The sequence below is a fragment of the Streptomyces sp. NPDC033270 genome (assembly GCF_055576575.1).
On the sequence record NZ_JBVIRA010000035.1, the window covers coordinates 1 to 26,345 of the forward strand.

The following is a 26,345-nucleotide window of genomic DNA, read 5'->3' on the forward strand; positions in this document are numbered from 1 at the left end:
CCCCCCCCCCCCCCCCCCCCCCCCCCCCCCCCCCCCCCCCCCCCCCCCCCCCCCCCCCCCCCCCCCCCCCCCCCCCCCCCCCCCCCCCCCCCCTCTCCCCCCCCCCCCCCCCCCCCCCCCCCCCCCCCCCCCCCCCCCCCCCCCCCCCCCCCCCCCCCCCCCCCCCCCCCCCCCCCGCCGGGCCGGTCGGCCGGCCTGAGCCATGAGGCCGGCCATCGACCGCCACCCGGTCTGTGGGGACCGGCGAGCCGGTCCGGGTGCCGATGGGCGACAGCCCGGCGGTCCCGCCGCCCACCCACCGATCCGTTCCTCAGGGCGCGTCTTCTCGATCTCCGCGAGACACGCCCTCGGCGTCAGCCGGTCTTCGGCTCGGCGGCCGTCGAGGCGGCCGAGGCGCGGGTGCCCGCCTCGCCCTCCTCCGGCTGCTCGTCGAAGTCCACCTTCTTCATGTGCTTGTTCATGGACTTCATCAGCAGCCACACGGCGCCGCCGATGACCGCGAAGACGATGAAGCCGAGGACGCCGGGCGTCACCTTGTTCTTGTCGAAGCTGTCGGCAAGGGTGACGAAGTGCGTCAGGGCGAGGGTGCTTGTCGCGCTCATCATGGGCTCAATTGTTGCGGATGCCCGCGAAGAGGTCGTCCTCGGGGAGGGAAGTGTCCACGAGCGACTTCGCGAGCTCGTACTCCTCCGTCGGCCAGACCTCGCGCTGGATGTCCATCGGCACCCGGAACCAGCCGCCGTCGGGGTCGATCTGGGTGGCGTGCGCGATCAGCGCCTTGTCGCGGATCTCGAAGAACTCGTCGCAGGGGACGTAGGTGGTCAGCGTGCGCTCACGCTGCTCGAACTGCTTCCAGCGCTCCAGCCACTCGCCGTAGGGCGAGTCCATGCCGCGCGCCAGCAGCGCCTCGTGCAGCGCGATCGTGCGCGGCTTGTTGAAGCCCTGGTTGTAGTAGAGCTTCTGGGGCTGCCAGGGCGCGCCGGCCTCCGGGTACTTCTCCGGGTCGCCGGCCGCCTCGAAGGCCACCATCGTGATCTTGTGGGTCATGATGTGGTCCGGGTGCGGGTAGCCGCCGTTCTCGTCGTAGGTCGTGATGACCTGCGGCTTGAACTCCCGGATCAGCTTCACCAGCCGCCCGGCCGCCTCCTCGACGTCCTGCAGCGCGAAGCAGCCCTCCGGCAGCGGCGGCAGCGGGTCGCCCTCGGGCAGCCCGGAGTCGACGAAGCCCAGCCACTCCTGCTTGACGCCCAGGATCTCCCGGGCCTCGTCCATCTCCCTCTTGCGCACCTCGTGGATGTGCTCCTCGATGTACGGGTCTCCCTGGAGCTTGGGGTTGAGGATGGAGCCGCGCTCACCGCCTGTGCAGGTGGCGACCAGCACGTCCACCCCCTCGGACACGTACTTGGCCATGGTGGCCGCACCCTTGCTCGACTCGTCGTCGGGGTGGGCGTGGACCGCCATCAAACGCAGCTGCTCAGTCAAGACTCGATCCTCAGGTAAAGGCCGGAGAAGATGCCTCCTATAGTGACCGAAGCGAGGGGCGCTGTATTCCCTGGGGCGGGGACCCCCCGGGGGTTCCCGGTCGAGGTCCCCGTAGGCCAGGAGGACTGATCATGACCGCGGTGCGCGAAGGGCTCCCCGACGGACGCTACGGCCGCTCGGCGGACCAGCGCGCGGACCGTAAGCTCAAGATCGTCGGCGCGGTGTTCGGCGTCGCGCTGCTGGGCGTGGTCGGCTGGTCGGGCGCCTCCTACATCGCGGGCCAGGACCTCAGCGGCCGCGTGATCACCTGGGACGCGGTGTCCGACCACGCCGTCAAGGTCCATCTCGAGGTCGTCAAGGACACCGACGCCAAGGGCGTGTGCACCCTGCGCTCGCAGTCCGCGGACGGCGCCGAGGTCGGCCGCAAGGACGTCACCGTCGACCAGCGCACGGACCAGGTGGACACCGAGGTCACGGTGCGTACGACGAAGCGGGCCACCAACGCGGTGCTGGTGGGCTGCACGGCGGCCGGCAACGGCTGAGCGCGCCCGGCGGCCGGCGCCCGGCAACGGCTGAGCGCGCCCGGCGCCCGGTGGGCCGTGACCGCACCGCGACGGTCCGGCGACCGCCCGCAACCACGCCTTCGGCCACGCCCGGCCGCCGCTGCCCCGTAGGCGTGTCGTGACCGCCTCTGATCAGGGATGATGCACAGCTGAGCGGTCACTGTGAATTTCCTCTTCCCCGTTTTGTGCCGGAATTGTTAGGCTCGTGGTTTCGCCCACCTGTGAAGGCGCAAACCTTCCTGGTAGGGCGTTTGATTTATCCCCAGTACCGACGAGGAGCACCTGTGACCCAGACCAGCGAGAACGTCACCTGGCTGACCCAGGAGGCGTATGACCAGCTCAAGGCCGAGCTGGAGCACCTGTCTGGTCCCGCACGCGCCGAGATCACCGAGAAGATCGCGGCGGCCCGCGAGGAAGGTGACCTGAAGGAGAACGCCGGGTACCACGCGGCCAAGGAAGAGCAGGGCAAGCAGGAGCTTCGTGTCCGCCAGCTGACCCAGCTGCTGCAGACCGCGAAGGTCGGCGAGGCCCCCGCCGCGACCGGTGTGGTCGCTCCCGGCATGGTCGTCACCATCGCGTTCGACGGGGACCCCGACGACACGCTGTCGTTCCTTCTGGCCTCGCGGGAGTATGCGAGCTCGGACATCGAGACCTACTCCCCGCAGTCGCCGCTGGGTACGGGCGTGAACGGCAAGAAGGTCGGCGCCGACGCGGAGTACGAGCTCCCCAACGGCAAGAAGGCGAGCGTGCGGATCCTCGACGCCAAGCCGTACAGCGTCTGAGCCCCGCGGCACTCACGGACAGTGCCGAAGCGGCCCGGAGCACCATGCTCCGGGCCGCTTCGCCGTCTCTGCGCGCTCCCCGCGCCACGTCGTGCGCGGCCCGGGCCCCTCAGGCGGTCGCCGACCGGTACTTGCGGACCGCCAGAGCCCGGAAGACCGCGATGATCAGGACGGACCAGATCACCGACGCCAGCACCGGATGCTCCATCGGCCAGGCGCCGGTCACCGACTTGGGCACCCCCGCGATGGTGTTGCCGAACAGCTCCCGGGCCGCGGCCACCGTCGCGCTGAAGGGGTTCCACTCCGCGATGTGCTGCAGGAACGTCGGCATGCCGTCGATCGGTACGAACGCGTTGGAGAGGAACGTCAGCGGGAAGAGCCAGATCAGCCCGCCGGACGTGGCCGCCTCGGGCGTGCGCACCGACAGGCCGATCAGCGCGCCGATCCAGGAGAAGGCGTAGCCGAGCAGGAGCAGCAGCGCGAAGCCGGCGAGCACCGCGGCGATGTTCTCGTGGGTGCGCCAGCCGATCAGCAGCGCGACCACCGCCAGCACCACCAGCGTCAGTGCGGTCTGCACCAGGTCGGCGAGGGTCCGGCCGGTGAGCACCGCGCCGCGGGACATCGGCAGCGAGCGGAACCGGTCGATGAGCCCCTTGTGCATGTCGTCGGCGATGCCCGCGCCGGCGCCCGCCGTGGCGAACGTGACGGTCTGCGCGAAGATCCCGGCCATCAGGAACTCGCGATAGGCCTGGGCGTCGCCGATCGGGGCGCCGGGGATGTTGATGGAGCCGCCGAAGACGTAGGTGAACAGCACCACGAACATGATCGGCTGGATCAGCCCGAAGATCACGACTTCGGGGATCCGCAGCATCCGGATCAGATTGCGCTTGGCGACCACCAGCGAGTCGCGTACGGACTGGCCGACGCCGCCGCGGGACTGCGGGGCGGGCACAGGGGAGCCACTGGCCGCTTCGGTCACCGTCGTCACTTCACACCCTCCTTCCGGCGCCCGGCCGGTGCGGCGTCGGCGCCGTCCGCCCCGGCCGGGGCACCGCTGTCGTCCGTCGTCTCGGCGGCGTGCCCGGTCAGGGAGATGAACACGTCGTCCAGGGTGGGGCGGCGCAGCCCGATGTCGTCGATCTCCACGCCGCGTACGTCCAGTTCGCGGATGACCTCGGCGAGGAGCTTGGCGCCGCCGGTCACCGGGATCGTGAGCTTGCGGGTGTGCGGTTCGACCGTGCTCTCGCCCTTGGCGAAGCCGCGCAGGACCTCGTCGGCGACGGTGAGGTGCTCGGGGGCGTGCACGACGACCTCCACCCGCTCGCCGCCGGTGCGCGCCTTGAGCTGGTCGGCGGTGCCGCGGGCGATGACCTTGCCGTGGTCGACGACGCAGATGTCGTGCGCGAGGCGGTCGGCCTCCTCCAGGTACTGGGTGGTGAGCAGCAGCGTCGTACCGCCCGCGACCAGCTCCTGGATGACGTCCCACAGCGCCTGGCGGTTGCGCGGGTCCAGGCCGGTGGTCGGCTCGTCCATGAACATCACGGGCGGGCTGACGACCAGCGCGGCCGCGAGGTCGAGGCGGCGGCGCATCCCGCCGGAGTAGGTCTTGGCGGTGCGCTCGGCGGCGTCGCCGAGATGGAAGCGCTCCAGCAGCTCGGCAGCCCGGCGCTTGGCGTCGCGACCGCTCATCTGGTAGAGCTGACCGACCATCACCAGGTTCTCGCGGCCGGTCAAGTACTCGTCTACGGCGGCGAATTGGCCCGAGAGGCCGATGGACCGGCGTACCTTGTCGGGGTGGGCGAGGACATCGATCCCGGCGACCTGCGCCCTGCCGCTGTCGGGGCGGAGAAGGGTCGTCAGAACCCGTACGGCGGTGGTCTTGCCGGCACCGTTCGGGCCGAGCATTCCGAGGACGGTTCCTTCGGGAACGTCGAGGTCGACGCCGTCCAGTGCCCTCACATCGCCGAAGGTCTTCACCAGACCTTCGGCGTAAATGGCGCCTGGCATAGGGGTACCCCCATAGCTTGGGTCAGTTCCAGGTGGAATGTTACGTTCGGCGGCCTACAGGCGCCCTGTACCAATGTGTGCGCAACGGAACGCCACGGCTCACCGGCATCCCGCAGCCGCGATGCTACTCCCCAACGCGATACATCGCGATACGAATTTCGAATCCCGTACGAACCCCGCGCCCGGCCCCCGGCGGGCCCCCGCGAGCCACCGCGCGGCCCTCGCGGGTCACCGCCCAGCGCCGCCGCCGGTCACTCCGCCACCGCGTAGCCCGCCTCGCTCAGCGCCGCGCGCACCGCGGCGCAGTGCGCCGGGCCCTTGGTCTCCAGATGCAGCTCCACCTCGACCTCGGTCAGCCCGAGCCGCGGATCGGTACGCACATGACCGATGTCCAGGACGTTCGCATCGACCACCGTCAGCACCCCGAGCATCGTCTCCAGCGCCCCCGGCCGGTCCGTCAGCCGCAGCCGCAGCGAGAGGTAGCGGCCGCCGGCCGCCATGCCGAACCGCAGGATGCGCTGCATCAGCAGCGGGTCGACGTTCCCACCGGACAACACCGCCACCACCGGCCCCTCGAAGGCCTTCGGGTCCGCGAGCAGCGCCGCCACCGGGCTCGCCCCGGCCGGCTCCACCACCAGCTTCGCCCGCTCCAGGCACAGCAGCAGCGCGCTGGAGAGCTCGTCCTCGGAGACCGTACGGACCTCGTCCACCAGCTCCCGGACGATTTCGAAGGTCACCTCGCCGGGCCGCCCGACCTTGATGCCATCCGCCATCGTCGACAGCCCCTCGACCGCCACCGGACGCCCCGCCGCCAGCGACGGCGGATAGCAGGCCGCGCCGGCCGCCTGCACCCCGATGACCTTCACATCCGGCCGCAGCGCCTTGACCGCGAGCGCGATACCCGCCGCGAGCCCGCCGCCGCCGACCCCCACGACGATGCTGCGCACCTCCGGGCACTGCTCCAGGATCTCCAGACCGACCGTGCCCTGCCCGGCGATGATGTCGCGGTGGTCGAAGGGGTGGATGAACACCGCGCCGGTCCGCCGCGCGTACTCCTCGGCGGCGGCCAGCGTCTCGTCCACCACCTGCCCCTCCAGCCGCACCTCGGCGCCGTACTCGCGGGTCGCGGCGACCTTCGGCAGCGGCGCGCCGACCGGCATGAACACCGTCGAGCGCACCCCGAGCAGGGACGCCGCGAGCGCCACGCCCTGTGCGTGGTTGCCGGCGCTCGCGGCCACCACACCGGCCGCCCGCTCCTGCGCGCTGAGCCCGGCGATCCGCACATAGGCGCCGCGGATCTTGAACGAGCCGGTGCGCTGGAGGTTCTCGCACTTGAGGTGCACGGGCGCGCCGACCAGCCCGGACAGATAGCGGCTGCCCTCCATCGCGGTGGCGCGGGAGACCCCGGAGAGGATCTTGTGCGCCTCGCGTACGTCATCGACCGTGATCGGACCACCGGCGAGCCGGCCGGAGGCGGTGGGCGCGGATTCGGAGGGGTGGTGCGGCGTACGCGGCGAAGGTGCGGCCATGCCGCCAGTCTCGCAGTTCGCCCGGCTCCCGGCCGGTCCGTCCAAGGGGCGGGCAGGGGTTACAGGGCGTTATCAAAATGGGCAGCACAGGTACGCTCCGCGCCGGGTCCGCGTACGCTGTCCTCCCACCCGTACGCATATCCATCGAAGCGAGCTCCCGGCCATGCCCACCTCTTCGGACATGACGACCCACACCGATCCCGCTCTCCTCGACGCGCTGCAGCACCAAGTGGCCGTCTTCGCCCGCCGCGCGGAACAGAGCCGGCTCGGCGGCGTCGGACAGGCGCGCAACTCCATGGACCGCGCCGCGTACCTGCTGCTCAACCGCCTCGACCAGGAAGGCCCGATGGGCGTCAAGGCCCTGGCCGCCGGCATGGGCATCGACTCCTCGACGGTCACCCGGCAGGTCGCCCCGCTGGTCGACTCCGGGCTGGTCAGCCGCGCCACCCACCCCGAGGACGGCCGGGCGGTGGTGCTCCAGCTCTCCGAGCGCGGGCACGCCCGGCTCGACGAGGTGCGGGCCTCGCGCCGGGCCCTGATGGCACTGGTGACGGAGGGCTGGTCCGAGGAGGAGCGCGAGGCCTTCACCACGCTCCTGACCCGCTTCAACGCCTCCCTCTCCGACATCACCGCGTCCCTGGCGCCGGCGGGCCCGGCCTCCTGAGCCGAGGGGTACGACGCCCCGCCCGCCGCGCACCGCGACCGGTCCGCGCACCGCGACCGGCCTGCCCGGCTCGTACCCTCCGCAGCCGTGAACCGGCCCCGACCGCCCCCGCCGCCGTCCGTCCCCACCCCGTACACGACAACGGCGGTGACGGACCGGCGCGGCGGCCGGCCCGTCGGCCCGGTGCCCGGGTGATCAGCCCAGCGCCTGCGCCAGATCGGCCAGCAGGTCGTCGGCGGACTCGATGCCGACCGAGAGGCGTACGAGGTCGCCGGGGACCTCCAGCGCGGAACCGGCCGTCGAGGCGTGGGTCATCCGCCCCGGGTGCTCGATGAGCGACTCGACACCGCCCAGCGACTCCCCGAGGATGAACAGCTCGGCGCGGTTGCAGACCTCCACCGCCGCCTGCTCGCCGCCCGCGACCTGGAACGACACCATGCCGCCGAAGGAGCGCATCTGCTTGGCGGCGATCTCGTGGCCGGGGTGCTCGGACAGCCCCGGGTAGAAGACCCGGGTCACCTTCTTGTGCGCGACCAGCATCTCGGCGATCCGCGCCGCGTTGGCGCTGTGCCGGTCCATGCGTACGGCCAGCGTCTTGATGCCGCGCATCACCAGCCAGGCGTCGAACGGGCCGGCGACCGCGCCCATCGCGTTCTGGTGGTAGGCCAGTTCCTCGCCGAGGGTGTCGTCGTTGACGACCAGGGCGCCGCCGACCACGTCCGAGTGGCCGCCCATGTACTTGGTCGTGGAGTAGACCACCACGTCGGCACCGAGGGCGAGCGGCTGCTGCAGGTAGGGGCTGGCGAAGGTGTTGTCGACGACGAGCCTGGCGCCCGCGTCCCGCGCGATGCCGGCCAGCGCCGCGATGTCGCTGATGCCGAGCAGCGGGTTGCTGGGCGTCTCCACCCAGATCGCCTTCGTACGGGGCCGCAGCGCCGCGCGGACGGCCTGCGGGTCGGAGGTGTCGGCCACCGACCACTCCACGCCCCACCGCTCGACGACCTTCGCGAAGAGACGGAACGTTCCGCCGTAGGCGTCGTTGGGGATGACGACATGGTCGCCGGGGCTCAGCAGGGTCCGCAGCAGGCAGTCCTCGGCGGCGAGGCCGGAGGCGAAGGCGAGGCCGCGGCGGCCGCCGTCCAGGGCGGCGAGGTTCTCCTCCAGGGCGGTACGGGTCGGGTTGGCGCTGCGGCTGTACTCGTAGCCGCCGCGGAGCCCGCCCACCCCGTCCTGCTTGTACGTGGACACCTGGTAGATGGGCGGCACCACCGCACCGGTGGCCTCGTCTGGCTCCTGACCCGCATGGATGGCAAGGGTCTCGAAATGCTGATGGCGCTGGTCGCGCTGATCGCTCATGCCTGCCGAGGGTAGTCGGCTCCGGCCTTCCCGGAACTTTCTGGTTCGCTGGATAGTGGATACATACAAGGGCACCGCACCCGGGTTCCCACCGCGCCACCCCCGCACCACCCGGCCCCGCCGCACCGCTACAGGTACAGGACACCTCACATGGACGCTCTGCTGGTTCTCCTCGCCGCGCTCGCGCTCGGCGGCTTCGTCTTCCTGCCCTGGATGCGCCGCCGGCGGGCCGCCGCCCACACCCAGCGGGGCCTGGTGGTGGCCGGAGACCCGATGGCGGGCTACGGCTTCGTACCGCTGGAGGAGCTGGACGTACGGCTGCCGGGCCCCGACGAGGAGCTGGACGCCGCGCTGGCCGAGATGCGCCGGACGCACGACTGGCGGCCGGCGGCCGAGCTGCTGAAGTCCACCGGCGACGACTGGGAGCGCCGCTGGCAGCGGGTGCAGACGCTGGCCGGCGCGGCCGCGTTCGAGCTGGCCGAGGGCGATGGGGGTACCGCCCTGCTCCATAAGAGCTTGGGGGAGGATGCCGACGGCGGGCGCCGGACCGGCGGCATCTGGCTGCGGACCTGGCGCTCGGAGGCGCCCAAGGACCCCGGCGGCGCCCAGACGCACGCCCAGTTCCTGGTCCTCCAGGCGCTGCGCGACCCGGGCTCGCAGGACTTCCGGATGATCCTGGAGGAGGCCCGCACGGTCTGCCGGGAGGCGGCCCTGCTGGCCCCCGGCAGCCCGATCCCGTACATCACGGAACTGGCCGTCGCCCGCGGCCTGGGCGACCGCCCCGCCGACTACGAGGAGCTCTGGTCCAAGGTCGCCCAGCGCGCCCCGCAGCACATGGGCGCCCACCTCGCCGCCCTGCCCTACTGGTCGCAGAAGTGGCACGGCTCCCGCAAGGAGGCCGAGGCCTTCGCCGAGCGTGCGGCGTCCGCCGCCCCCGCGGGCACCCTGCTCCCGGCGCTCCCCCTCTTCGCGGTCTACGAGCACCTCCCCGAGGCCAACATGGTCCGCAGCCTCTACCAGAGCGCGGTCGTCGAGCGCGCCATCGAGGGCGCCCACTTCGCCCTCCGCGAGGCCCCCGCCGACCACCCCATGGCCCCGCACGTCCGCCATCTGCTGGTGTGGTTCCTGGTCCGCGCCGAGCGCTACGCCGAGGCCATGGAGCAGCTCCGCCTGGTCGACGGACACGTGGGCGCCGTCCCCTGGTCCTACGGCCACAGCCCGGCCGCCGAATACGCCGCCTACCGCGCCCTGGCCATCGCCGGCTGGGAACAACTCGGCGGAACGTCGGCGGGCTTCCCACCGGGGGGCAACTAGGGGGCATCGGCGCCCCGGTCCGACGGAATGCCGTACCGCTCCCGGACGTTGCTGCCAGTGGACACCCAGCGCATCTCGCCCAGCACATCCCCTCCCACCCGCTCCCGCCCGGTCCCCGCTCTCCCTGCCCACCAGGAGCCTGATCCCATGCTGTTCTCCCGCTTCAAGACCCACCTGCCCGCCCCCGAGGAAGCCCTCGAGGGCCGCCCCGAGCGGGCCTTCGCCGTCCCCGACCGGCACACCGTCCTCGGCAACCCGCTGCTCGGCCCGTATCCGGACGGCCTGGAGATCGCCGACTTCGGCCTGGGCTGCTTCTGGGGCGCCGAGCGGAAGTTCTGGCAGACCGACGGCGTGTGGACCACCCTCGTCGGCTATCAGGGCGGACACACCCCGAACCCCACCTACGAAGAGGTCTGCAGCGGCCACACCGGCCACACCGAGGCCGTCCGCGTCGTCTTCGACCCGGCGGTCGTCCCGTACACCGCCCTGCTCAAGCTCTTCTGGGAGTCCCACGACCCCACCCAGGGCTTCCGCCAGGGCAACGACGTGGGCACCCAGTACCGCTCCGCGATCTACACCCACTCCCCCGCCCAGCAGCAGGCCGCCGAATCCTCCCGCGACGCCTACCGCACCGTCCTGCGCACCTCCGGCTACGCCGACATCACCACCGAAATCCTCCCCGCCGACACGACCCGCCCGTTCTATCCGGCGGAGGGGTACCACCAGCAGTACCTCGACAAGAACCCCTCGGGGTACTGCGGGATCGGCGGGACGGGCGTGAGCTGCCCGGTAGGCGTTGCCCCTGCTGAGGGCTGACCGCTTCGAGTGGGCTTCGGAACCTACGCGCGCAGGGTGCGCGACGCGCAGTCGCCCCTTGCCCGACGGCACTCAGCACTGAGGTGTGCCGTCGGGCACTACTGCCCGCTCGGCTTCCACGCGACCTGGGCCTACCTTGCCGCGACGGCATGTCCCTCGCCCGACCTCCGCAGAGACCCCGCAGCGCTGCTGCGCGCGCTGGACACTTTGGAAGAGAGCCGGATGGTCCGGCTCAACGAGTCGGAGGCGTTCGCGGCCCGCCGGCACGCGGAGAAGGCGGCCGGCCGGCGAACCCCGCAGCCCACCGACACCGCTCATCTGCGTCGACCTCGCTGGCCCGGTGAAGCGGCGCCCTCCCGCCTGGGGCTCGTCGCAGCCGTGGCGAACCGCCACTCCGCCTTCCGGCGCTCGGCCTACCCCGATGAGACGCTCTCCAGCGAAACCCAGGCACGACGACTCGCCGACCTGCACGCCCGTCTCGACGCCTGCGCCTCCGCGTACCTCACGAGCCTCGGCCGCCTGAACGGCCCGGCACAAGACGAACTGACCGACACCATCCACGGCATCAGCCGCCTGACCCGCCCAGGCTACGCACCGCTGAACACCTACCTCCTCAGCTGGCTGCGCTTCGCGAACCTCCTCGCGTATGCCACAGGTGCGCACCTTGTGAACCCTGGCACCAGCAGCGCCGCTGTCTCTGCCTCACTCGTTCGAGCGGAGGCAGCGCACTCATGCCCGATACGCTGACGGAAGGGATCAGAATCGCGCCCATGGGAGTAGCAATGACCACCTCCGGCGCTGGGCAGCCGCTCATTCCCCAGCCCCCTGCCACGGTTGCCGCGCTGCGGCAGGCCATCAGTCAGATCGCGCCCGCAGCGCTGCCGGCCTTCACCCGGGAGTTGGACCAAGCGGCCGACCAGTCCCGGCAGGGCTCCGATCTTGCGCCGCTCCAACGGTTCATCGCCCAGTGGGCCGTCTATGTCCACATCCAGCGTCGGCCCGACGCGGCAGCGGACCTCCGCCGGTGGGAGGACGTCGCCGAGTCCGACGACGCGGCTCAGGCACGGCGGGCCGCTGCCGAGATCGGCCGGATCCTGGACGAGGCCCACGCCGCCGTCGGCCTCCCGTCCCGGTGAGCGCCGACTGGCGCTGGGAGTACGACCCCGACCACCACCATGTAGCGGGCGGCATCCCCGTTCACGTGGTGGCCGAAGTGGAGCGTCTGGCCGGCCAGCTCGTCGAGCTGGCACGTACGGGCGTCGATGTCAGCGACTTCGGCAACGGTCCCCGGCCGGGCGGTCTGCGCCGCATGGACGCTGCCGGCGGCTGGTTCTACTTCCTGGTGGCACCGCGTCACCAGCTGATCGTCGTCGTCCGTATCGTGCCACCATTCGACGCCCTGTAGCTGTCACCGACCGACTCGGGTGCTAGTTGGAGCGGCGGCTGCTGTCGTGAAGGGCGGCACCGGGGCGGCGGATGGGCGTCACGGTCGGACCGCGCGGAAGCGGAAGTGGTCCTTGGTGACGTCGACGGCGATGCCGGGGTCGGCGAAGCCCGCCGTGCGCAGCCGGGCGGGGAGGGTCTCGGGTGGCACGGGGACGTAGGTGTCGCGCAGATGGACGAGGCGGAAGCCGCGGCTCGCCCGGCCGTCGCAGCCCGCGAAGACGCCGCCGGGGCGCAGCACCCGCAGTGCCTCGGCGAAGAGTTGGTCCTGCTGCCGCGGCGTGGGCACATGGTGCAGCATCGTGAAGCAGACGACGGTGTCGAAGGCGGCGTCCGGCAGCGGCATCGCGGTGCCGTCGCCGTGGACGACCGCGATCCGGTCGCCGTACTGCGCGCGCAGCCGCTCCGCCGCGTCCCGGTCGACTTCCAGGACGCTCAGCCGGCCGCCGGTCCGGCGCTCCAGCACCCGCGTCGTGGCGCCGTATCCGGGCCCGATCTCCAAGGTGTCGGCGCCCAGTTGCACCTCGTCGAGGGCCCAGGGCAGCAGGTCCCTCTCCACCGCGCGGGCCCATATCCGGGAGCTGCACAGCCACTGGTGATATCGGTTCATGGAAGGCATGCGCCGAGGGTAGGGAGCGGCGCGGGCCGACCACCACGCGACAGGGGGACATGTTGTATCGCAGGACGGACAGCGGTGCGCAGCCGGACGGGCACGAGGGGCCGGCCGGGCGGGTGGCGCCGACGGGGCCGCCGGCCGGCGCGGCCGTCGTCGTGGGGAGCTTCGCGATGGACGGTGGGCAGTGGTTCGAGCGCCATCGCCACGAGCACCACCAACTCGCCTGGGCGGGAAGGGGGGTGCTGGCCGTACGGGCCGTCGGCAGCACATGGGTGCTGCCGCCGTCGATGGCGCTGTGGATCCCGGCGGGCACCCACCACTCCACCGGCGCCGCCGGTCCGGCGCTCTTCCGCAGCCTGTACTTCCTGCCCGGGCGCTGCCCGGTCGACTGGCCGGCGCCCACCGTCGTCGGTGTCTCACCGCTGCTGCGCGAGCTGATCCGCTATCTGGCCGACGACACCCTGGCCGCGGCCGCCCGCGAACGGGCCGAGGCCGTCGTCCTGGACCAGCTGCGTCCGGTGTCGGTGGCGACGGTGCAAGCCCCGATGCCCCGCGACCCGCGGGCGCGCCGGGTCGCGGAGGCGCTGCGCGCCGATCCGGCGGACGGGCGGACCCTGGCGGAGTGGGGCGCCCGGGTGGGCGCGAGCGGCCGGACGCTGGCCCGCGCGTTCGTGGCCGACACCGGTATGCCGTACGGGCAGTGGCGCACCCGGGTCCGGTTGCAGGCCGCGATGCCGCTGCTGGCCGGCGGCGCGACCGTCGCGGCCGTGGCGGCGCGGGTGGGCTACGCCTCCCCGAGCGCGTTCGTCGCGGCCTTCCGGCGGGCGGTGGGGGTGCCGCCGGGGGTGTACTTCGCGCCGTAGGCGCCTGCCGGAAACGCGGGCCGTAGGCGCCTGCCGGGAACGCGGGAGTTCGCGGGTTCAGCCCTCGCCGAGGCGGGCGCGGTCCGCTGCGGCCCTGCCCTGGTGCCAGCCGGCCGCGTCGTTCACGCCGCGCAGGCGGACCGGGGCGGTGTCCGGGAAGAGGGCGCCGGTGGTCTCCTCGACGGCGAGTTCGCGGGCGGCGAGGACCGGGAGGAGGTCCGGCGCCGCCGGGGCGGACTCGGCGGTGGCGGCGGCCGTGGCGGCGGCGGTGGCCGCCGTGAGCCGGTCGCGGATGCGGTCGGCGTACCCGACGAGGAAGGTCTGGCGGAAGTCCCGGGTGCGGCGGGAGCGGCCGCCGGCGACGGGGATGCCGCCCCGCTCCTTCAGCGCGCGGCCGTGGTCGTCGCCCGCGCGGTTCATGGCCGTGGTGGCCTGGAGCAGGAGGGAGGTGTAGAGCATCTCGGTCGCCTCCAGGTCGGGCGGGAAGCCGACGACGGTGGAGAAGCCGACGTCGGCGGCCCAGACGGCCTGGCAGCGGTTGGCGGTCGCCACGGCGTCCAGCAGCAGCGCCTTGGCCTGTTCGTACGGCCCCTCGATGCCGATGCGGACCGCCGACGGGCCGCCGGCGGGGCCGCCCGGCGAGCCGTCCGCGGTGTCGAGCAGCGCCTCGTCGATGCTGTGCCGGGCCATCAGCTCCTGCGCCTTGGCGGACAGCGCCTCCGCCTCCTGCGCGTAGTTCGTCGCCTCGGCCTTGGCGAGCAGGCCGCGGATGCGCCCGAGGGCGCGCGATGCGGCGTCTCCGGCGCGGCGCCCCGCCACGGCCCCCTTCCGGGTCTCCGGCGGGGTCGGCAGCGGGGTGATGCGGGGCAGCCGGGCGAGGAGGCGCAGCGCCGCCAGCACGTCGTAGGCGGTCTCGAAGCGGGAGGTGCGGCGACGCGCGGCCACCGCGTCGAGGTAGCCGCGGTCGGACTCCCACCACACCTCGGCGCCCAGCCGCCGCAGCTGCTCGGACCAGCGCGTGCCGGGCCGGGGGCGGATCGCGGCGGGCCGGGCGTGCTCCGCGGCTACGGCGTCGACGACCAGCGCCACCAGCGTCGCGTCGGGCGCCTCACGCCGGACGATCCGCTCCAGGTCGGCGGGGTGCCAGCCACCCGCCCAGCACTGCCGCACCCCCGCCACCGCGGCCTCGACCACCGCCGCGCTCACCGCCTCCCAGCCGGGCTCGGCGGCGGCCAGCATCGAGGCACCCGCCTCTATGGCGTCCTCGGCCCGGGCGCCGTCGGGTGCGTAACGGACACTGCCGAGCACCGTCGCGACCAGCTCGTCGGCCGCCGACGGACGGGCCCCGCCGCGCCCTTTTCCTCCGCGCTCGCTCACCCGGTCACTCTACGGCCGCGCGTGTCACGGCCCGTCGGGCGGTACCGCGGCACCGGGCACGGCGCTGTCCTCCGCCGCGCCGGGCACGGCGCTGTCGTCCGCCGCCTCCCGCAGGCCGTCGGCGACGACGCCCGGCGGTGCCGTGGGTAGGGCACCGCCGGGCGTCGGTCGGGTCGTGCGGTACGGCGCGCAGGCTGTGCGGTACGGCACGATCGCCCGTGCCGCGCGGACAGCTGCGGGGCGCGGACAGCTGCGGGGCGCGCACTGCTGCGGGGCGCTGCCCGCGGTCACCGCAGGGCGCGCCCGCGGATTACGGCAGGGCGCTGCCCGCGACCCACTGCGACCAGTTCATGTTCCAGCCGTTGAGGCCGTTGTCGGGCTTGATGGTGCGGTCCGGGGAGTTGACCACCTTCACCACGTCGCCGGTCTGCGAGTGGTTGAAGAACCAGGCGCCGTCCGTCTTGGGGTTGTCGGCGCCCTTGACGTCCTTCATGCCGATGCAGCCGTGGCTGGTGTTGGCGGTGCCGAAGATGCCCTTGCCCCAGTAGTTGCCGTGGATGAAGGTGCCGGAGGCCGACAGGCGCATGGCGTGCGGCACGTCGGGGATGTCGTACTCGCCCTTGCCGTTCTTCTTCTTGAAGCCGACCGTCGAGCCGTCCATCCGGGTCTGCTTGAACCGCTCGGAGATGACCATGTCGCCGTTGTAGGTCGGGTTCTCCTTGCCGCCGGCCGAGATCGGGATGGTCTTGACGACCCGGCCGTCGCGCACCACGGTCATCTGGTGCGTCTTGGTGTCGACGGTGCTGACCTGCGCGTGGCCGACGTGGAAGCTGACGGTCTTGTGCTGGATGCCCCTGACGCCCGGCGAGGCCTCGACGCCGTCCAGGCCGAGGTCCATGGTGACCTCGGAGTTCGCCTGCCAGTACTCCTGGGGGCGGAAGTCCAGCCGGGTGTCGCTGAACCAGTGGCCGACGACGCGCTGGTTGCTGCTCGCCGAGACCGTGATCGCGGACTCCACCTCGGCCTTGTTCCTGACCGGCTTGTCGAAGTTGAGCGACACCGGCATGCCGACGCCGACGGTCGAGCCGTCCTCGGGCGTGAAGTTCCCGATGAAGCTGCTGGCCGGCGTGAGCGTGGTGAAGCTGGAGTTCTCCACCGCCTTACGGCCCTGGGAGTCCACCGCACGCGCGGTGACCTTGTACTTCGTCGAGCGGCTCAGCGGCTGGTCCGGCTGCCAGGAGGTGCCGTCGGCCGACATCGTGCCCTTGACCGTCCGCCCGGACTCGACGGAGGTCATCGTGACGTCGGTGAGCTGTCCGCCACTGACCGTGACCTTGGCGGGCTTGCTGAGGCTCGCGTGGGTGTCGCCGTTCTTCGGCAAGATGGTGATCTTGGCGTCGGAGACGTCCTTCGCGGCCGCCTCGTCGACCTGCTGGGCGCTCTCGTGACGGGTGGCTTCGGCGCCGACACCGCCTCCGTCAGCCGCGCTGCTGGCGCCACACGCCGTCAGCGTGAGTACGCCCCCGAGCAGCGCGGCGCTGGCTATGAGGCTCTTGCGGCGCTTGCTGTCCGTCATCACACGCATCTCCATTGCTACCGAATTCGCATACTTTCCCCGAGCTGACTGCCTACTGAGCGCAGGCATATCTGGACGCCGACATTCCGGCCGACGCCATTTGAACGCCTTTTCCGTTTCGCCCGTTCCATTCGCCCGAAAAGTGTGGGGTAGGCCACTACGGGGGACTCGTCCGGCGGGCCGGGAGTCTTCGGCCGGTCACGCAGGGTGCACGGCCCGAGGCCTCAAGGTCTCAAGGCCTCAAGGCCCCGAGGCCGCGAGGCCCCGAGGCGCCGGGCCACCGGCGACCCGCGCCCCTCCCCCACGTAGGCGGCCCCCGTGCGGGCGGGACGCCGCACGGGGGCCGTGGCCGGTGGGGGTGCGGGAGCGGCGCCCGGTGTCAGCCCTCCCCGTCCGCATCGTCCGCCAGGTCCCACTCCGCCGCGTCCCACTCGGCGTCGGGGTCGTAGTCGGTCAGCTCCTCGCTGCTCCACGAGGCCTGGGCGAGCTCCGCGCCCGGCACCGCGGTGACGAGGTCGAACGGGTCGACCAGGTGGGCCAGCGCCTCCGCCGGGTCCTCCTTGACGGTCTCCCGGGACTGCCTGCGCTCCTCGTCCGGCAGCGACGTATCGCCGTCGATGCGCTCCAGGGCGGCGCCGGTCAGCTGCCCGGCGTCGGTGACCTCCATGATCAGTTCGACATGAAGCCGCACAAAACGTGATGTCTCACCATTGCTCATAGCACGGAGGTTAGGCACGGACGGGTCCCGACTTCCCCGCGACCCGCGGCGGTCACTAACATCTGCGCTCAACGGCCAATTCGCCGAACCCACAAGGGGGATCGCTTTCGTGACCGCACGACGACCACTGCTGACCGCCGCCGCCGCGGGATCGGTACTGTTCGCCTTGTGGTTCGTTCCGTCCGCCAACGCGATCGTGGGCACTGACGGAGCGACAGATTCCGGTCTGCGGACGGCCTCCGCGCCGGCCGAACCGGGGCTGGCGGACCAGCCGGGCCCGGCGGACGGGCCGGACCGGGCGAGCCGCACGGGGAGCGGTGCCAAGGCCCCCGGGCCCGCCGCCCCCCAGCACTTCCTCGCCGACACCGGCAGCCCGGACACCACCCCGTACGTGATCGGCGGCGCCGGCTTCCTCACGCTCGGCGCCGCACTGGTCGCCTACTCCGTACGCCGCACCCCCGACGAAACGGCCTGACCGCCCACGCGCACGGGCACGCGCACGGGCAAGGCCCCGGGTGCGGTCCCGGGGCCTTAGGGGTGAGGGGAACGGATCCCGTAGGGGTCGCGAGGGCCCCCTGCGGGGCCACAACGCGGCGGTTTCGGAGGGTATTCCGACGGCAAGAGGCGCGCCTCGGCCGACCCGGGCTCAGCAGACCCGGTCGCCTCGGCCGACCCGGGCGCAGCAGACCCGGCACCTGGCCGCCGTCGCGTCGGCCGACCCGGTCACCACAGTCGCCTCAGCAGGCCCAGGCACCTCGGCAGACCCGGTCGCCTCGACCGCCCCGGTCGTCGCCCTACGCCAGCTCCCCGGTGACCGACTCCGCGGCCGCCACCAGCTTTCCGGCCCGTACGAACGCGTAGGCGGCCTCCAGGTCCGGTGCCAGGAAGCGGTCCTCGCCCGGCCCCTGGATGCCCGCGGCGCGCACCGCGTCCAGCACCGCGCGGGTGGCGGGCGCCGGCGTCAGCCCCTCGCGCATCTCGACGGCGCGGGTCGCCGCGTACAGCTCGACGGCGACGATCCGGGTCAGGTTGTCGACGGCGGTGCGCAGCTTGCGCGCCGCGGACCAGCCCATCGAGACATGGTCCTCCTGCATGGCGGAGGACGGGATGGAGTCCACCGAGGCGGGCGCGGCCAGCCGCTTCAACTCGCTGACCAGGGCGGCCTGGGTGTACTGGGCGATCATCAGGCCGGAGTCGACGCCCGGGTCGCCGGCCAGGAAGGCGGGCAGCCCGTGGGAGCGGTTCTTGTCCAGCAGCCGGTCGGTGCGGCGCTCGGCGATCGAGCCGAGGTCGGCGGCGGCGATGGCCAGGAAGTCCAGGACGTAGGCGACCGGCGCGCCGTGGAAGTTGCCGTTGGACTCCACCCGGCCGTCGGGGAGCACCACCGGGTTGTCGACCGCCGACGCCAGCTCGCGGTCGGCGACCAGGCGGGCGTGGTCCAGGGTGTCCCGGCCGGCGCCGGCGACCTGCGGGGCGCAGCGGATGGAGTAGGCGTCCTGGACGCGCGGGGCGTCGTCCTGGTGGTGCCCGGTGAAGCCCGAACCGGCCAGCACCTTCAGCATGTTGGCGGCCGAGGCGGCCTGCCCGGGGTGCGGGCGGATGGCGTGCAGCTCGGGTGCGAGGACCTTGTCCGTACCGAGCAGCGCCTCCAGGGAGAGGGCCGCGGTGATGTCCGCGGAGGTGAAGAGCCGCGCGAGGTCGGCGCAGGCCATCACGAGCATGCCGAGCATGCCGTCGGTGCCGTTGAGGAGGGCCAGGCCCTCCTTCTCGCGCAGTTCGACGGGCGCGATGCCGTGCGCGGCCAGCAGCTCCCCGGCCGGGCGCACCACGCCGTCGGGGCCCTCCGCCTCGCCCTCGCCCATCAGCGTCAGCGCGCAGTGCGAGAGCGGTGCGAGGTCGCCGGAGCAGCCGAGGGAGCCGTACTCGTGGACGACGGGGGTGATGCCGGCGTTGAGTATCGCGGCCATGGTCTCGACGACCAGCGGGCGGACGCCGGTGTGCCCGGAGGCGAGGGTCTTCAGCCGCAGGAACATCAGCGCGCGGACCACCTCGCGCTCGACCCGCGGGCCCATACCGGCCGCGTGCGAGCGCACGATGTTGCGCTGGAGCTGGGCCCGCAGCTCGGGGCTGATGTGGCGTACGGCCAGGGCGCCGAAGCCGGTGGAGACGCCGTAGACGGGGTCGGGCTTGGCGGCGAGTTCGTCGATGAAGGCGCGGGAGGCGGCGACGGCCGCGACGGCCTCTTCGGACAGCTCGATCCGGGCCGCGCCGCGGGCCACCGCGATGACGTCCTGTGCGGTCGTGCCGGACGTCCCCAGCACCACAGTGTGCATATCCATATTCAGGCACCCTAGAGACTGAATCGCCGGATGTCACCACCGGATTTCGGGATCACCCCTTACCGGGGGTGACCGCGAGCGGCCGGCGGCGCCTCCCAAAGATCTGCCACCTCACCTCCTGAAGCGCCGACGCTCCGGCCCCGGCCGCCGGTCCGGGGCGTCGGCGAGCCGTACGACCGGGTCGTCCTTGCCGCCGTGCCGGCCGGCGACCACCGGCTCGCCCGAGCCCGCCGCCTTGGCCTTGTACTGCGCGGCGTCCGCGAGCCGGAAGAGGCGGCGGCCGCTGCGCACCGGGCCGATCGGGTCACCGGTCGAGGCGACGCCCACCGCGACACCCTCGCCGAGGTCCAGCTCGCCGGCCCGCCGGCACAGCTCGGCGGCCACCTTGACCGCCTCGTCGGCCGGCGGACCCACCGCGAGCAGGCAGAACTCGTCGCCGCCGAGCCGGGCGGCGAGCGTGCCGGGCAGCATCGCGCCGCACAGCGAGAGCACCGACCCGAACCGCTCCAGCAGCCGGTCGCCCACCGCGTGACCGCGCGAGTCGTTCACCCGCTTGAGCCCGTTGAGATCGCACACCACCAGGCTGACCACCGCATCCTCCGCGCGGTGCAGCTCCAGCGCCTCGTCCAGCCGCATATCGACGGCCCGGCGGTTGGCGAGGCCGGTCAGCGCGTCGGTGAAGGCCAGCCGGCGGGCCTCCGCCAGCCGCTCGGTCTGGGCGATCCCGGCGGCCGTCACGGCGGCGAGCACGCTGGCGAAGTCGGCGTCCGCCCGGCCGAAGACGGGCTCCGCGGTGCGCCGGGCGACATACAGCTCGCCCCACGCCCGGCCGTGCAGCACGATCGGGGCGACCACACAGCAGCCCCGGCCGCGGCGGCGCAGGGCGGCCACCCGCTGGTGGTTGTAGGGGCCGTCCCGATGACCCTCCGGCCCGCCGGACCCGGGGCCCCTCGGGGGAGGGTCCGCCTCGGCCGTCTCCACCCAGGCGCTGGGCTCGCCGCCGGCCCACTGCTCGTGCAGAAAGCCGACGATCTCCGGGAACTCGTGCACCGGGTAGCTCTCGTCCTCCGGGAACTCCTCCTCGCCCTCGGCGAGTTCGCCGACGTTGACCAGCACCCGCAGCTTGCCCAGCTCGCGCTCCCACTTCGAGATCGCCGCGAAGGAGCCGCCGAGGGCCAGGCGCACACCCTGGGCCGCGGCGTGCGCCGATTCGCGTGGGGTGTGCGCGGCCGCCATCGCCTGCGCCAGCTCCACCACTGCCCGCAGCCTCGCATCGCCCTCGCCCGTCACCGGATCCTCACATTCCGTCACCGTGAGCACGCTCTGTATTACAGCGTAGGAATGTTTAGCCCCTTTCGCCCCTTTGAGGGCGGGAACGACACCAGGGCGTTATCCGCGTCGTGGCTGGTGGGGGCCGAAGCGGGGGGAGGGAGGGGACGGAAGGGGGCGAGAGGGGGTTTGGTTACGGTACGTCACCGGTGGCGGGCTGCCCGTGGCGGCCGGGCTCGCGTACTCGGCCTCACACACTCGACCTCGGCCACTCGGCTCACGCACTCGGCTCACTCACTCGACCTCACTCACCGGGCCACTGCGGGTCCCGCTTCTCGTTGAAGGCCGCCACACCCTCCGCGCGGTCCCCGGAGAAGGCCACGCTGCGCCAGGCGCCATCTTCCAGGTCCAGGCCGGTGCGCAGGTCCAGGCCGTGCCCCAGGCGCAGCGCACGCTTGGCGGCGCGCAGGCCGACCGGCGAGTTACGGGCGATTCCCGCGGCCAGCGCCAGCGCCTCGGCCCGGTCCCGACCGTCCGCCACGAGCTGGTCGACCAGTCCCAGCTCCGCCGCCTCGGCCGCCGGCACCCGCCGGGCGGTGAAGATCAGTTCGGCCGCCCGCGCGGCACCCACCCGGCGGGGCAGCAGCTGAGTGCCGCCCCCGCCAGGAATGACGCCCACCGACACCTCCGGCAGGCCGACCACCGCGGTGCCGTCCGCGACGATCAGGTCGCAGGCCAGCGCCAGCTCGAAGCCGCCGCCGAGCGCGAAGCCGTGCACCGCGGCGATGGTGGGCACCGGCAGCTCCAGTACGCCGGTGTAGGCGGCGCGGGTGTGCGGGCGCTGGCGCATCAGGTCCGCGTCCGTGAAGGAGTTGCGCTCCTTGAGGTCGGCGCCGACACAGAACGCCCGCTCGTGGGTGGAGGTGAGCACCACCGCCCGTACAGAGCGGTCCGCGGCCAGCTCGGCGCAGGCCTGTGACAGGCCGTCGGCCATCGCCGTGGAGACCGCGTTCATGGCCTTGGGGCGGTCCATGACCAGTTCCGCCACGTGGCCATGGCGCTCGATGCCGACCCACTCGTCCGCGCCGAACCGCTGCATGGAACCCTCCCGTGTTAACGAACGTTGACCTGCTCGACTGGGGGGATCATGCCAGGCGGGGGCCCGGCGGGACAGGGGGTCGGGATACTCGTCGCGCCACCGGGGCCGGTCAGCCGCGCCGGGTCAGCAGCCACGGCTCCACGACGCCCAGGCCGCGCACCGGCCGCTGCCACATCGGCTGCAGCGCGAAGCGGTAGGACGGCGGCGCCTCGCCCGTGCCCTCCTCGGCCGCCTTCTCCGCGGCCGCGGCGTCCGCCTCGGAGACCGGCGCGTCACCGATCCGGCCCAGCTCCTCCGCGAAGGCCTCGTCCACCAGGACGGTGTCCTTCGGGGCTATCGAGGTGAGCCGGCTGGCCAGATTGACGGTCGTGCCGAAGACGTCGCCCATCCGGGTCGTGACCGTGCCGAAGGCGATGCCGACCCGCAGCTCCGGCATGGTCTCGTCGTGGCTCATCGTCTCGATCAGCCGCAGGCCGATCTCGGCGGCGATACCGGCGTCGTCGGCGGAGAAGAGCACCTCGTCGCCGAGGGTCTTGATGAGCCGGCCGCCGTGCGCGGCCACCAGGTCCGAACAGGTGGTCTCGAACGCCTCCACCAGCTCGCCCAGTTCCTCCTCCTCCAGACGGCGGGTCAGGCGGGTGAAGCCCACCAGGTCCGCGAAGCCGACGGCGAGCCGGCGGTCGACCATCTCCACGTCGTCCTGGGCCCGTACGACCCGGCCGGTGGCCGCGGCGAGCTGCCGCCGCCAGACGTAGACCAGGAACTCCTCCAGCTCGGGCAGGAGCAGCTCCACCAGCGGATAGGTGATCTCCGTACGGGTCAGGCCGGAGTCCTGGGGCTCGGTGAGGCCCTCCAGGAAGGAGTCGATCTGCCAGTCGGCGAGGCGGGCGGTGGTCTGGCCCGTGGAACGGGCGACCTGGACGGCCATGGCCTCGCTCAGCAGCCCGGCCTCGACCAGGCCGGCGAGGCGGCGCAGGGCGAGTACGTCGGCCTCGGTCAGGGCCTTGACCTGGCCGATGTCGGCGAAGCCCATGGCCCGCCAGAAGCGGGCCGCCAGGTCCATGGAGACACCGGCGCTGCGGGCCGCCTGGAACGGCGTGTAGCGGCGGTCGGCGCCGAGGATGAGTTGTTCCAGGCGCAGGGCGATGCTGTTCTCGTCGCCCTCGTCGACGGCCCCCGGCGGGTCGCCCGCGGGCACGTCGCGTACGGCGTCGTCCTCGGTGTCCGTGTCGCGCGGGGTGGCGCCCGAGTCGTCGGCGGTCACCGGCCGCTCCCTGTCCGATCCCTGCGCACTGCCCTTCCGATCACTGCTCGCCGGTGGTCCGCTCCCTGGCGGACCGCCTCAACGATACGGCACGGGTGTGCCGTGGCTCACAGCCGCGGGTGCGTCGTGCTGGGCCGGGGCGGAGCCGTGGGTGGTTGCGGTTGTTTCGGGGGCTCCATGGCGCGAGCCTCGGGTGCGTCGACTCGGGCCGGGGCGGAGCCGTCGGTGGTTGCGGTTGTTCCGGGGGCTGCCCGGGACTGCGGTGTGGCTCCTCCTCGGTGCGGCTACTCCGGCTGTCCGTTGCCGTTCCCTCCGGCCGGGCGCAGATGGATGATGTCGCCCGCGCCGACCGGCTGCTGTACGCCGTCCGCGGTGGCCAGGACCAGGCGGCCGTCGCCGTCGATGGCGACCGCCTCGCCGACGATGTCGGTGCCGCCGGGGAGTTCGGCCCGCACCGTGCGGCCCAGCGTGGCGCAGCCTGCCGCGTAGGCCTCCTGGAGCCGGCTGGCGGCGGGGTCGCCGTCGGCGGTCTGCCACTCGCCGTACCAGTGGTCCAGGGAGCGCAGTACGGCGCGCAGCAGGGGGTCGCGGTCGGTGGTGCGGGCGCCGGCCAGCGCCAGGGAGCCCGCGCCGGGAACGGGCAGTTCGTCGGCGGTGAGGGTGACGTTGAGGCCGATGCCGACGACGACGCCGTCCGCGGCCCGCTCGGCGAGGATGCCGCCGGCCTTGCGCTCGGCGCCGTCGACCGTGACCAGGAGGTCGTTGGGCCACTTGAGTGCGGTGTCGACGCCGGCCGTGCGCGACAGCGCGGTGGCGGTGGCCACTCCGGCCAGCAACGGGAGCCAGCCCCAGCGCTCGACGGGCACACGGGGGGTGAGGTAGACGGAGAAGAACAGGCCGGAGCGCGGGGGCGCCGACCAGGTGCGGTCGAGGCGGCCGCGTCCTGCGGACTGCTCCTCGGCCACCAGCACGGCGCCCTCGGCCGCGCCCCCGGCAGCGCGCCCCGCCAGGTCGGTGTTGGTGGAGCCGGTGGCGGGGACGACGTCGAGGGAGGTCCACAGGGCTCCGGGGCGCACGAGGGCACGACGCAGCGCGTTGGCGTTCAGCGGGGGACGGCCCAGATCGCTCCAGCGGCCGGCGTCTTTGTCCCGGTTTCCCGGTGGTTGAGGCGTCATGGCACCAGCCTAGGTGTGGTCAACGACGCAGTGCCGCTGAGCAGCCCCGCCGATACGCTACGAGTCGGTAGCCATACACGTACCACCCTCAGTACGAGCACCAGTCCAGGACGAGCAGGAGCCGCATCCCGATGTCCGAACCGGAAGCAAACATCCACACCACCGCGGGCAAACTGGCGGATCTGCAGAGGCGGGTCGACGAAGCCACGCACGCCGGTTCCGCCCGGGCGGTGGAAAAGCAGCACGCCAAGGGGAAGCTGACGGCGCGTGAGCGCATCGATCTGCTGCTGGACGAGGGCTCGTTCGTCGAGCTGGACGAGTTCGCGCGGCACCGGTCGACCAACTTCGGGCTGGAGAAGAACCGCCCGTACGGCGACGGTGTGGTGACCGGCTACGGCACGGTCGACGGCCGCCCGGTGGCCGTCTTCTCCCAGGACTTCACGGTCTTCGGCGGGGCGCTCGGCGGGGTCTTCGGCGAGAAGATCGTCAAGGTGATGGACTTCGCGCTCAAGACCGGCTGCCCGGTCATCGGCATCAACGACTCCGGCGGCGCGCGCATCCAGGAGGGCGTGGTCTCGCTGGGCATGTACGGCGAGATCTTCCGGCGCAACACCCACGCGTCGGGCGTCATTCCGCAGATCTCGCTGATCGTCGGCCCCTGCGCGGGCGGCGCGGTCTACTCCCCCGCCATCACCGACTTCACGGTCATGGTCGACCAGACCTCGCACATGTTCATCACCGGCCCGGACGTCATCAAGACGGTCACCGGCGAGGACGTGGGCTTCGAGGAGCTGGGGGGCGCGCGGACGCACAACACCACCTCGGGCGTGGCGCACCACATGGCGGGCGACGAGAAGGACGCCATCGACTACGTCAAGGGGCTGCTGTCCTACCTGCCGTCCAACAACCTCTCCGAGCCGCCGGTCTTCCCCGAGGAGGCGGACCTGGCGACCTCGGACTACGACCGCGAGCTGGACGTCCTCGTCCCGGACTCGGCGAACCAGCCGTACGACATGGTCACGGCCGTCGAGCACGTCCTGGACGACGGCGAGTTCATGGAGACCCAGGCGCTGTTCGCGCCGAACATCGTCACCGGGTTCGGGCGGGTCGAGGGCCATTCGGTCGGCGTGGTCGCCAACCAGCCGATGCAGTTCGCGGGCATCTTGGACATCAAGGCCTCGGAGAAGGCCGCACGGTTCGTGCGCACCTGCGACGCCTACAACATCCCGGTGCTGACGTTCGTGGACGTGCCGGGCTTCCTGCCGGGGACGGACCAGGAGTACGACGGGATCATCCGGCGCGGCGCCAAGCTGATCTACGCGTACGCCGAGGCGACGGTCCCGCTGATCACGGTCATCACCCGCAAGGCGTTCGGCGGCGCGTACGACGTCATGGGCTCCAAGCACCTGGGTGCCGACCTGAACCTGGCCTGGCCGACCGCGCAGATCGCGGTGATGGGCGCGCAGGGCGCGGTCAACATCCTGCACCGCCGCACCCTGGCCGCCATCGAGGACCCCGCCGCGCAGGACGCCCGCCGCCAGGAGCTGATCCAGGAGTACGAGGACGCCCTGCTCAACCCGTACGTGGCGGCCGAGCGCGGCTACGTCGACGCGGTGATCGAGCCGTCCGAGACGCGCCGGCACATCGTGCGCGGGCTGCGCGCGCTGCGCAACAAGCGCGAGGCGCTGCCGCCGAAGAAGCACGGCAACATCCCGCTGTAGGAGGGTGGTCGCAGATGATCAAGGTCGTACGGGGCAACCCGACACCTGAGGAGCTGGCCGCCGCACTGGCGGTGGTGCAGGCCCGTGCCGCGGCGGTCGCCGCCGGCGCGGCGCCCGAGGGCGGCGCCGGCGGCAGCGAGTGGTCCGATCCGGCGTCCACGATCCCGGCGCGCGCCCGGGTGCCGCACCCCGGGCCGCGGGCGTGGCGGACGAGTTTCTGGCCCCGTTAGCCAGGTCGGTGCACGGTGCATTGACTAGTCCTTCGGACCGCGGGGGGGGGGGGGGTGGGGGGGGGGGGGGGGGGGGGGGGGGGGGGGGGGGGGGGGGGGGGGGGGGGGGGGGGTGGGAGGGGGGGAGGAAGGAGGGGGGAGA

Annotated in this window: 28 protein-coding genes; 12 read left to right on the forward strand and 16 right to left on the reverse strand. The window is 72.8% G+C overall.

From position 1 onward, the window contains the following. Positions 1 to 353: 353 nt before the first annotated feature. Both ACZ5XZ_RS34640 and mca read right to left on the reverse strand, forming a co-directional pair. The gene (locus tag ACZ5XZ_RS34640; RefSeq protein WP_468985572.1) at positions 354 to 605 is read right to left on the reverse strand and encodes an RAMP4 family protein; all 252 of its coding nucleotides are present in this window, start codon (positions 603 to 605) and stop codon (positions 354 to 356) included. Between the two features lie 4 nt (positions 606 to 609). Further along, positions 610 to 1,482 (reverse strand): mycothiol conjugate amidase Mca, encoded by an 873-nt coding sequence (gene mca / locus ACZ5XZ_RS34645; RefSeq protein ID WP_468985574.1) that lies wholly within the window; start codon positions 1,480 to 1,482, stop codon positions 610 to 612. A 131-nt stretch (positions 1,483 to 1,613) separates the two neighbouring features. Here mca and ACZ5XZ_RS34650 point away from each other — a divergent pair, with 131 nt between their 5' ends. Beyond that, positions 1,614 to 2,024 (forward strand): DUF4307 domain-containing protein, encoded by a 411-nt coding sequence (locus ACZ5XZ_RS34650; protein WP_468985576.1) that lies wholly within the window; start codon positions 1,614 to 1,616, stop codon positions 2,022 to 2,024. A 305-nt stretch (positions 2,025 to 2,329) separates the two neighbouring features. Continuing rightward, positions 2,330 to 2,827, forward strand: a complete 498-nt coding sequence (greA, locus tag ACZ5XZ_RS34655) for a transcription elongation factor GreA (RefSeq protein ID WP_468985579.1) — start codon at positions 2,330 to 2,332, stop codon at positions 2,825 to 2,827. A gap of 109 nt (positions 2,828 to 2,936) precedes the next feature. Here the strand turns inward: greA and ACZ5XZ_RS34660 are convergent, their stop codons facing one another. The 3 genes from ACZ5XZ_RS34660 to ilvA form a co-directional block, all read right to left on the reverse strand. Next, positions 2,937 to 3,815, reverse strand: a complete 879-nt coding sequence (locus ACZ5XZ_RS34660; RefSeq protein ID WP_468985582.1) for an ABC transporter permease — start codon at positions 3,813 to 3,815, stop codon at positions 2,937 to 2,939. Further along, the gene (locus ACZ5XZ_RS34665; protein ID WP_468985585.1) at positions 3,812 to 4,834 is read right to left on the reverse strand and encodes an ATP-binding cassette domain-containing protein; all 1,023 of its coding nucleotides are present in this window, start codon (positions 4,832 to 4,834) and stop codon (positions 3,812 to 3,814) included. The genes ACZ5XZ_RS34660 and ACZ5XZ_RS34665 overlap by 4 nt, the downstream gene beginning before the upstream one ends. Before the next feature lie 251 nt (positions 4,835 to 5,085). Next, positions 5,086 to 6,363 (reverse strand): threonine ammonia-lyase, encoded by a 1,278-nt coding sequence (ilvA, locus tag ACZ5XZ_RS34670; RefSeq protein WP_468985586.1) that lies wholly within the window; start codon positions 6,361 to 6,363, stop codon positions 5,086 to 5,088. A gap of 163 nt (positions 6,364 to 6,526) precedes the next feature. On the opposite strand from ilvA, the gene ACZ5XZ_RS34675 reads away from it, so the two are divergent. Next, positions 6,527 to 7,027: a MarR family winged helix-turn-helix transcriptional regulator gene (locus ACZ5XZ_RS34675; RefSeq protein ID WP_468985589.1), complete on the forward strand. Its 501-nt coding sequence runs from the start codon at positions 6,527 to 6,529 to the stop codon at positions 7,025 to 7,027. A gap of 195 nt (positions 7,028 to 7,222) precedes the next feature. Here the strand turns inward: ACZ5XZ_RS34675 and ACZ5XZ_RS34680 are convergent, their stop codons facing one another. Continuing rightward, a complete protein-coding gene (locus tag ACZ5XZ_RS34680; RefSeq protein ID WP_468985592.1) occupies positions 7,223 to 8,383 on the reverse strand; it encodes a cystathionine gamma-synthase in 1,161 nt (386 codons plus the stop codon). A 150-nt stretch (positions 8,384 to 8,533) separates the two neighbouring features. Between ACZ5XZ_RS34680 and ACZ5XZ_RS34685 the strand changes: the two genes are divergently transcribed. From ACZ5XZ_RS34685 to ACZ5XZ_RS34705, 5 genes are all read left to right on the forward strand, one after another. Continuing rightward, the gene (locus ACZ5XZ_RS34685) at positions 8,534 to 9,697 is read left to right on the forward strand and encodes a hypothetical protein (protein ID WP_468985594.1); all 1,164 of its coding nucleotides are present in this window, start codon (positions 8,534 to 8,536) and stop codon (positions 9,695 to 9,697) included. A gap of 147 nt (positions 9,698 to 9,844) precedes the next feature. After that, positions 9,845 to 10,513 (forward strand): peptide-methionine (S)-S-oxide reductase MsrA, encoded by a 669-nt coding sequence (gene msrA, locus ACZ5XZ_RS34690; RefSeq protein WP_468985597.1) that lies wholly within the window; start codon positions 9,845 to 9,847, stop codon positions 10,511 to 10,513. Between the two features lie 36 nt (positions 10,514 to 10,549). Further along, positions 10,550 to 11,260, forward strand: a complete 711-nt coding sequence (locus ACZ5XZ_RS34695) for a hypothetical protein (protein ID WP_468985599.1) — start codon at positions 10,550 to 10,552, stop codon at positions 11,258 to 11,260. Positions 11,261 to 11,295: 35 nt separating this feature from the next. Beyond that, positions 11,296 to 11,649 carry a hypothetical protein gene (locus ACZ5XZ_RS34700; protein WP_468985728.1) on the forward strand — a complete coding sequence of 118 codons (354 nt, stop codon included), beginning with the start codon at positions 11,296 to 11,298 and terminating at the stop codon, positions 11,647 to 11,649. Continuing rightward, on the forward strand, positions 11,646 to 11,918 hold the full coding sequence (locus ACZ5XZ_RS34705) for a hypothetical protein (protein ID WP_468985601.1): 273 nt from the start codon (positions 11,646 to 11,648) through the stop codon (positions 11,916 to 11,918). Before ACZ5XZ_RS34700 ends, ACZ5XZ_RS34705 begins: the two co-directional genes overlap by 4 nt. 78 nt (positions 11,919 to 11,996) lie before the next feature. Here ACZ5XZ_RS34705 and ACZ5XZ_RS34710 read toward each other — a convergent pair whose 3' ends face one another. Then, positions 11,997 to 12,575 carry a class I SAM-dependent methyltransferase gene (locus ACZ5XZ_RS34710; RefSeq protein ID WP_468985603.1) on the reverse strand — a complete coding sequence of 193 codons (579 nt, stop codon included), beginning with the start codon at positions 12,573 to 12,575 and terminating at the stop codon, positions 11,997 to 11,999. Between the two features lie 50 nt (positions 12,576 to 12,625). Here ACZ5XZ_RS34710 and ACZ5XZ_RS34715 point away from each other — a divergent pair, with 50 nt between their 5' ends. Further along, positions 12,626 to 13,435: an AraC family transcriptional regulator gene (locus ACZ5XZ_RS34715; RefSeq protein WP_468985606.1), complete on the forward strand. Its 810-nt coding sequence runs from the start codon at positions 12,626 to 12,628 to the stop codon at positions 13,433 to 13,435. Between the two features lie 57 nt (positions 13,436 to 13,492). Here ACZ5XZ_RS34715 and ACZ5XZ_RS34720 read toward each other — a convergent pair whose 3' ends face one another. From ACZ5XZ_RS34720 to ACZ5XZ_RS34735, 4 genes are all read right to left on the reverse strand, one after another. Continuing rightward, positions 13,493 to 14,743: a DUF2786 domain-containing protein gene (locus ACZ5XZ_RS34720; protein ID WP_468985731.1), complete on the reverse strand. Its 1,251-nt coding sequence runs from the start codon at positions 14,741 to 14,743 to the stop codon at positions 13,493 to 13,495. Positions 14,744 to 14,836: 93 nt separating this feature from the next. Then, positions 14,837 to 15,022 carry a hypothetical protein gene (locus tag ACZ5XZ_RS34725; RefSeq protein WP_468985608.1) on the reverse strand — a complete coding sequence of 62 codons (186 nt, stop codon included), beginning with the start codon at positions 15,020 to 15,022 and terminating at the stop codon, positions 14,837 to 14,839. A gap of 100 nt (positions 15,023 to 15,122) precedes the next feature. After that, positions 15,123 to 16,388, reverse strand: a complete 1,266-nt coding sequence (locus ACZ5XZ_RS34730; protein WP_468985611.1) for a L,D-transpeptidase — start codon at positions 16,386 to 16,388, stop codon at positions 15,123 to 15,125. A 379-nt stretch (positions 16,389 to 16,767) separates the two neighbouring features. Beyond that, the gene (locus ACZ5XZ_RS34735) at positions 16,768 to 17,106 is read right to left on the reverse strand and encodes a hypothetical protein (RefSeq protein ID WP_468985613.1); all 339 of its coding nucleotides are present in this window, start codon (positions 17,104 to 17,106) and stop codon (positions 16,768 to 16,770) included. Between the two features lie 109 nt (positions 17,107 to 17,215). Between ACZ5XZ_RS34735 and ACZ5XZ_RS34740 the strand changes: the two genes are divergently transcribed. Then, on the forward strand, positions 17,216 to 17,581 hold the full coding sequence (locus ACZ5XZ_RS34740) for a hypothetical protein (protein ID WP_468985615.1): 366 nt from the start codon (positions 17,216 to 17,218) through the stop codon (positions 17,579 to 17,581). Between the two features lie 319 nt (positions 17,582 to 17,900). Here the strand turns inward: ACZ5XZ_RS34740 and hutH are convergent, their stop codons facing one another. The 5 genes from hutH to ACZ5XZ_RS34765 form a co-directional block, all read right to left on the reverse strand. Then, positions 17,901 to 19,445, reverse strand: coding sequence for a histidine ammonia-lyase (hutH, locus tag ACZ5XZ_RS34745; protein WP_468985617.1), 1,545 nt, complete (start codon positions 19,443 to 19,445; stop codon positions 17,901 to 17,903). Between the two features lie 111 nt (positions 19,446 to 19,556). Further along, a complete protein-coding gene (locus tag ACZ5XZ_RS34750) occupies positions 19,557 to 20,681 on the reverse strand; it encodes a GGDEF domain-containing protein (protein ID WP_468985734.1) in 1,125 nt (374 codons plus the stop codon). A 337-nt stretch (positions 20,682 to 21,018) separates the two neighbouring features. Further along, a complete protein-coding gene (locus ACZ5XZ_RS34755) occupies positions 21,019 to 21,813 on the reverse strand; it encodes an enoyl-CoA hydratase/isomerase family protein (protein ID WP_468985620.1) in 795 nt (264 codons plus the stop codon). 109 nt (positions 21,814 to 21,922) lie between these two features. After that, positions 21,923 to 23,077, reverse strand: coding sequence for an adenylate/guanylate cyclase domain-containing protein (locus tag ACZ5XZ_RS34760; protein WP_468985623.1), 1,155 nt, complete (start codon positions 23,075 to 23,077; stop codon positions 21,923 to 21,925). A gap of 284 nt (positions 23,078 to 23,361) precedes the next feature. Then, entirely contained in the window at positions 23,362 to 24,252 is an 891-nt protein-coding gene (locus ACZ5XZ_RS34765) for a biotin--[acetyl-CoA-carboxylase] ligase (RefSeq protein WP_468985625.1), read from the reverse strand. Between the two features lie 131 nt (positions 24,253 to 24,383). On the opposite strand from ACZ5XZ_RS34765, the gene ACZ5XZ_RS34770 reads away from it, so the two are divergent. Together ACZ5XZ_RS34770 and ACZ5XZ_RS34775 are read left to right on the forward strand one after the other, a co-directional pair. Then, positions 24,384 to 25,973, forward strand: a complete 1,590-nt coding sequence (locus ACZ5XZ_RS34770; protein WP_468985628.1) for an acyl-CoA carboxylase subunit beta — start codon at positions 24,384 to 24,386, stop codon at positions 25,971 to 25,973. A gap of 14 nt (positions 25,974 to 25,987) precedes the next feature. Next, complete coding sequence (locus ACZ5XZ_RS34775) at positions 25,988 to 26,203, forward strand: acyl-CoA carboxylase epsilon subunit (protein ID WP_468985631.1); 216 nt, start codon at positions 25,988 to 25,990, stop codon at positions 26,201 to 26,203. Positions 26,204 to 26,345 lie beyond the last annotated feature (142 nt).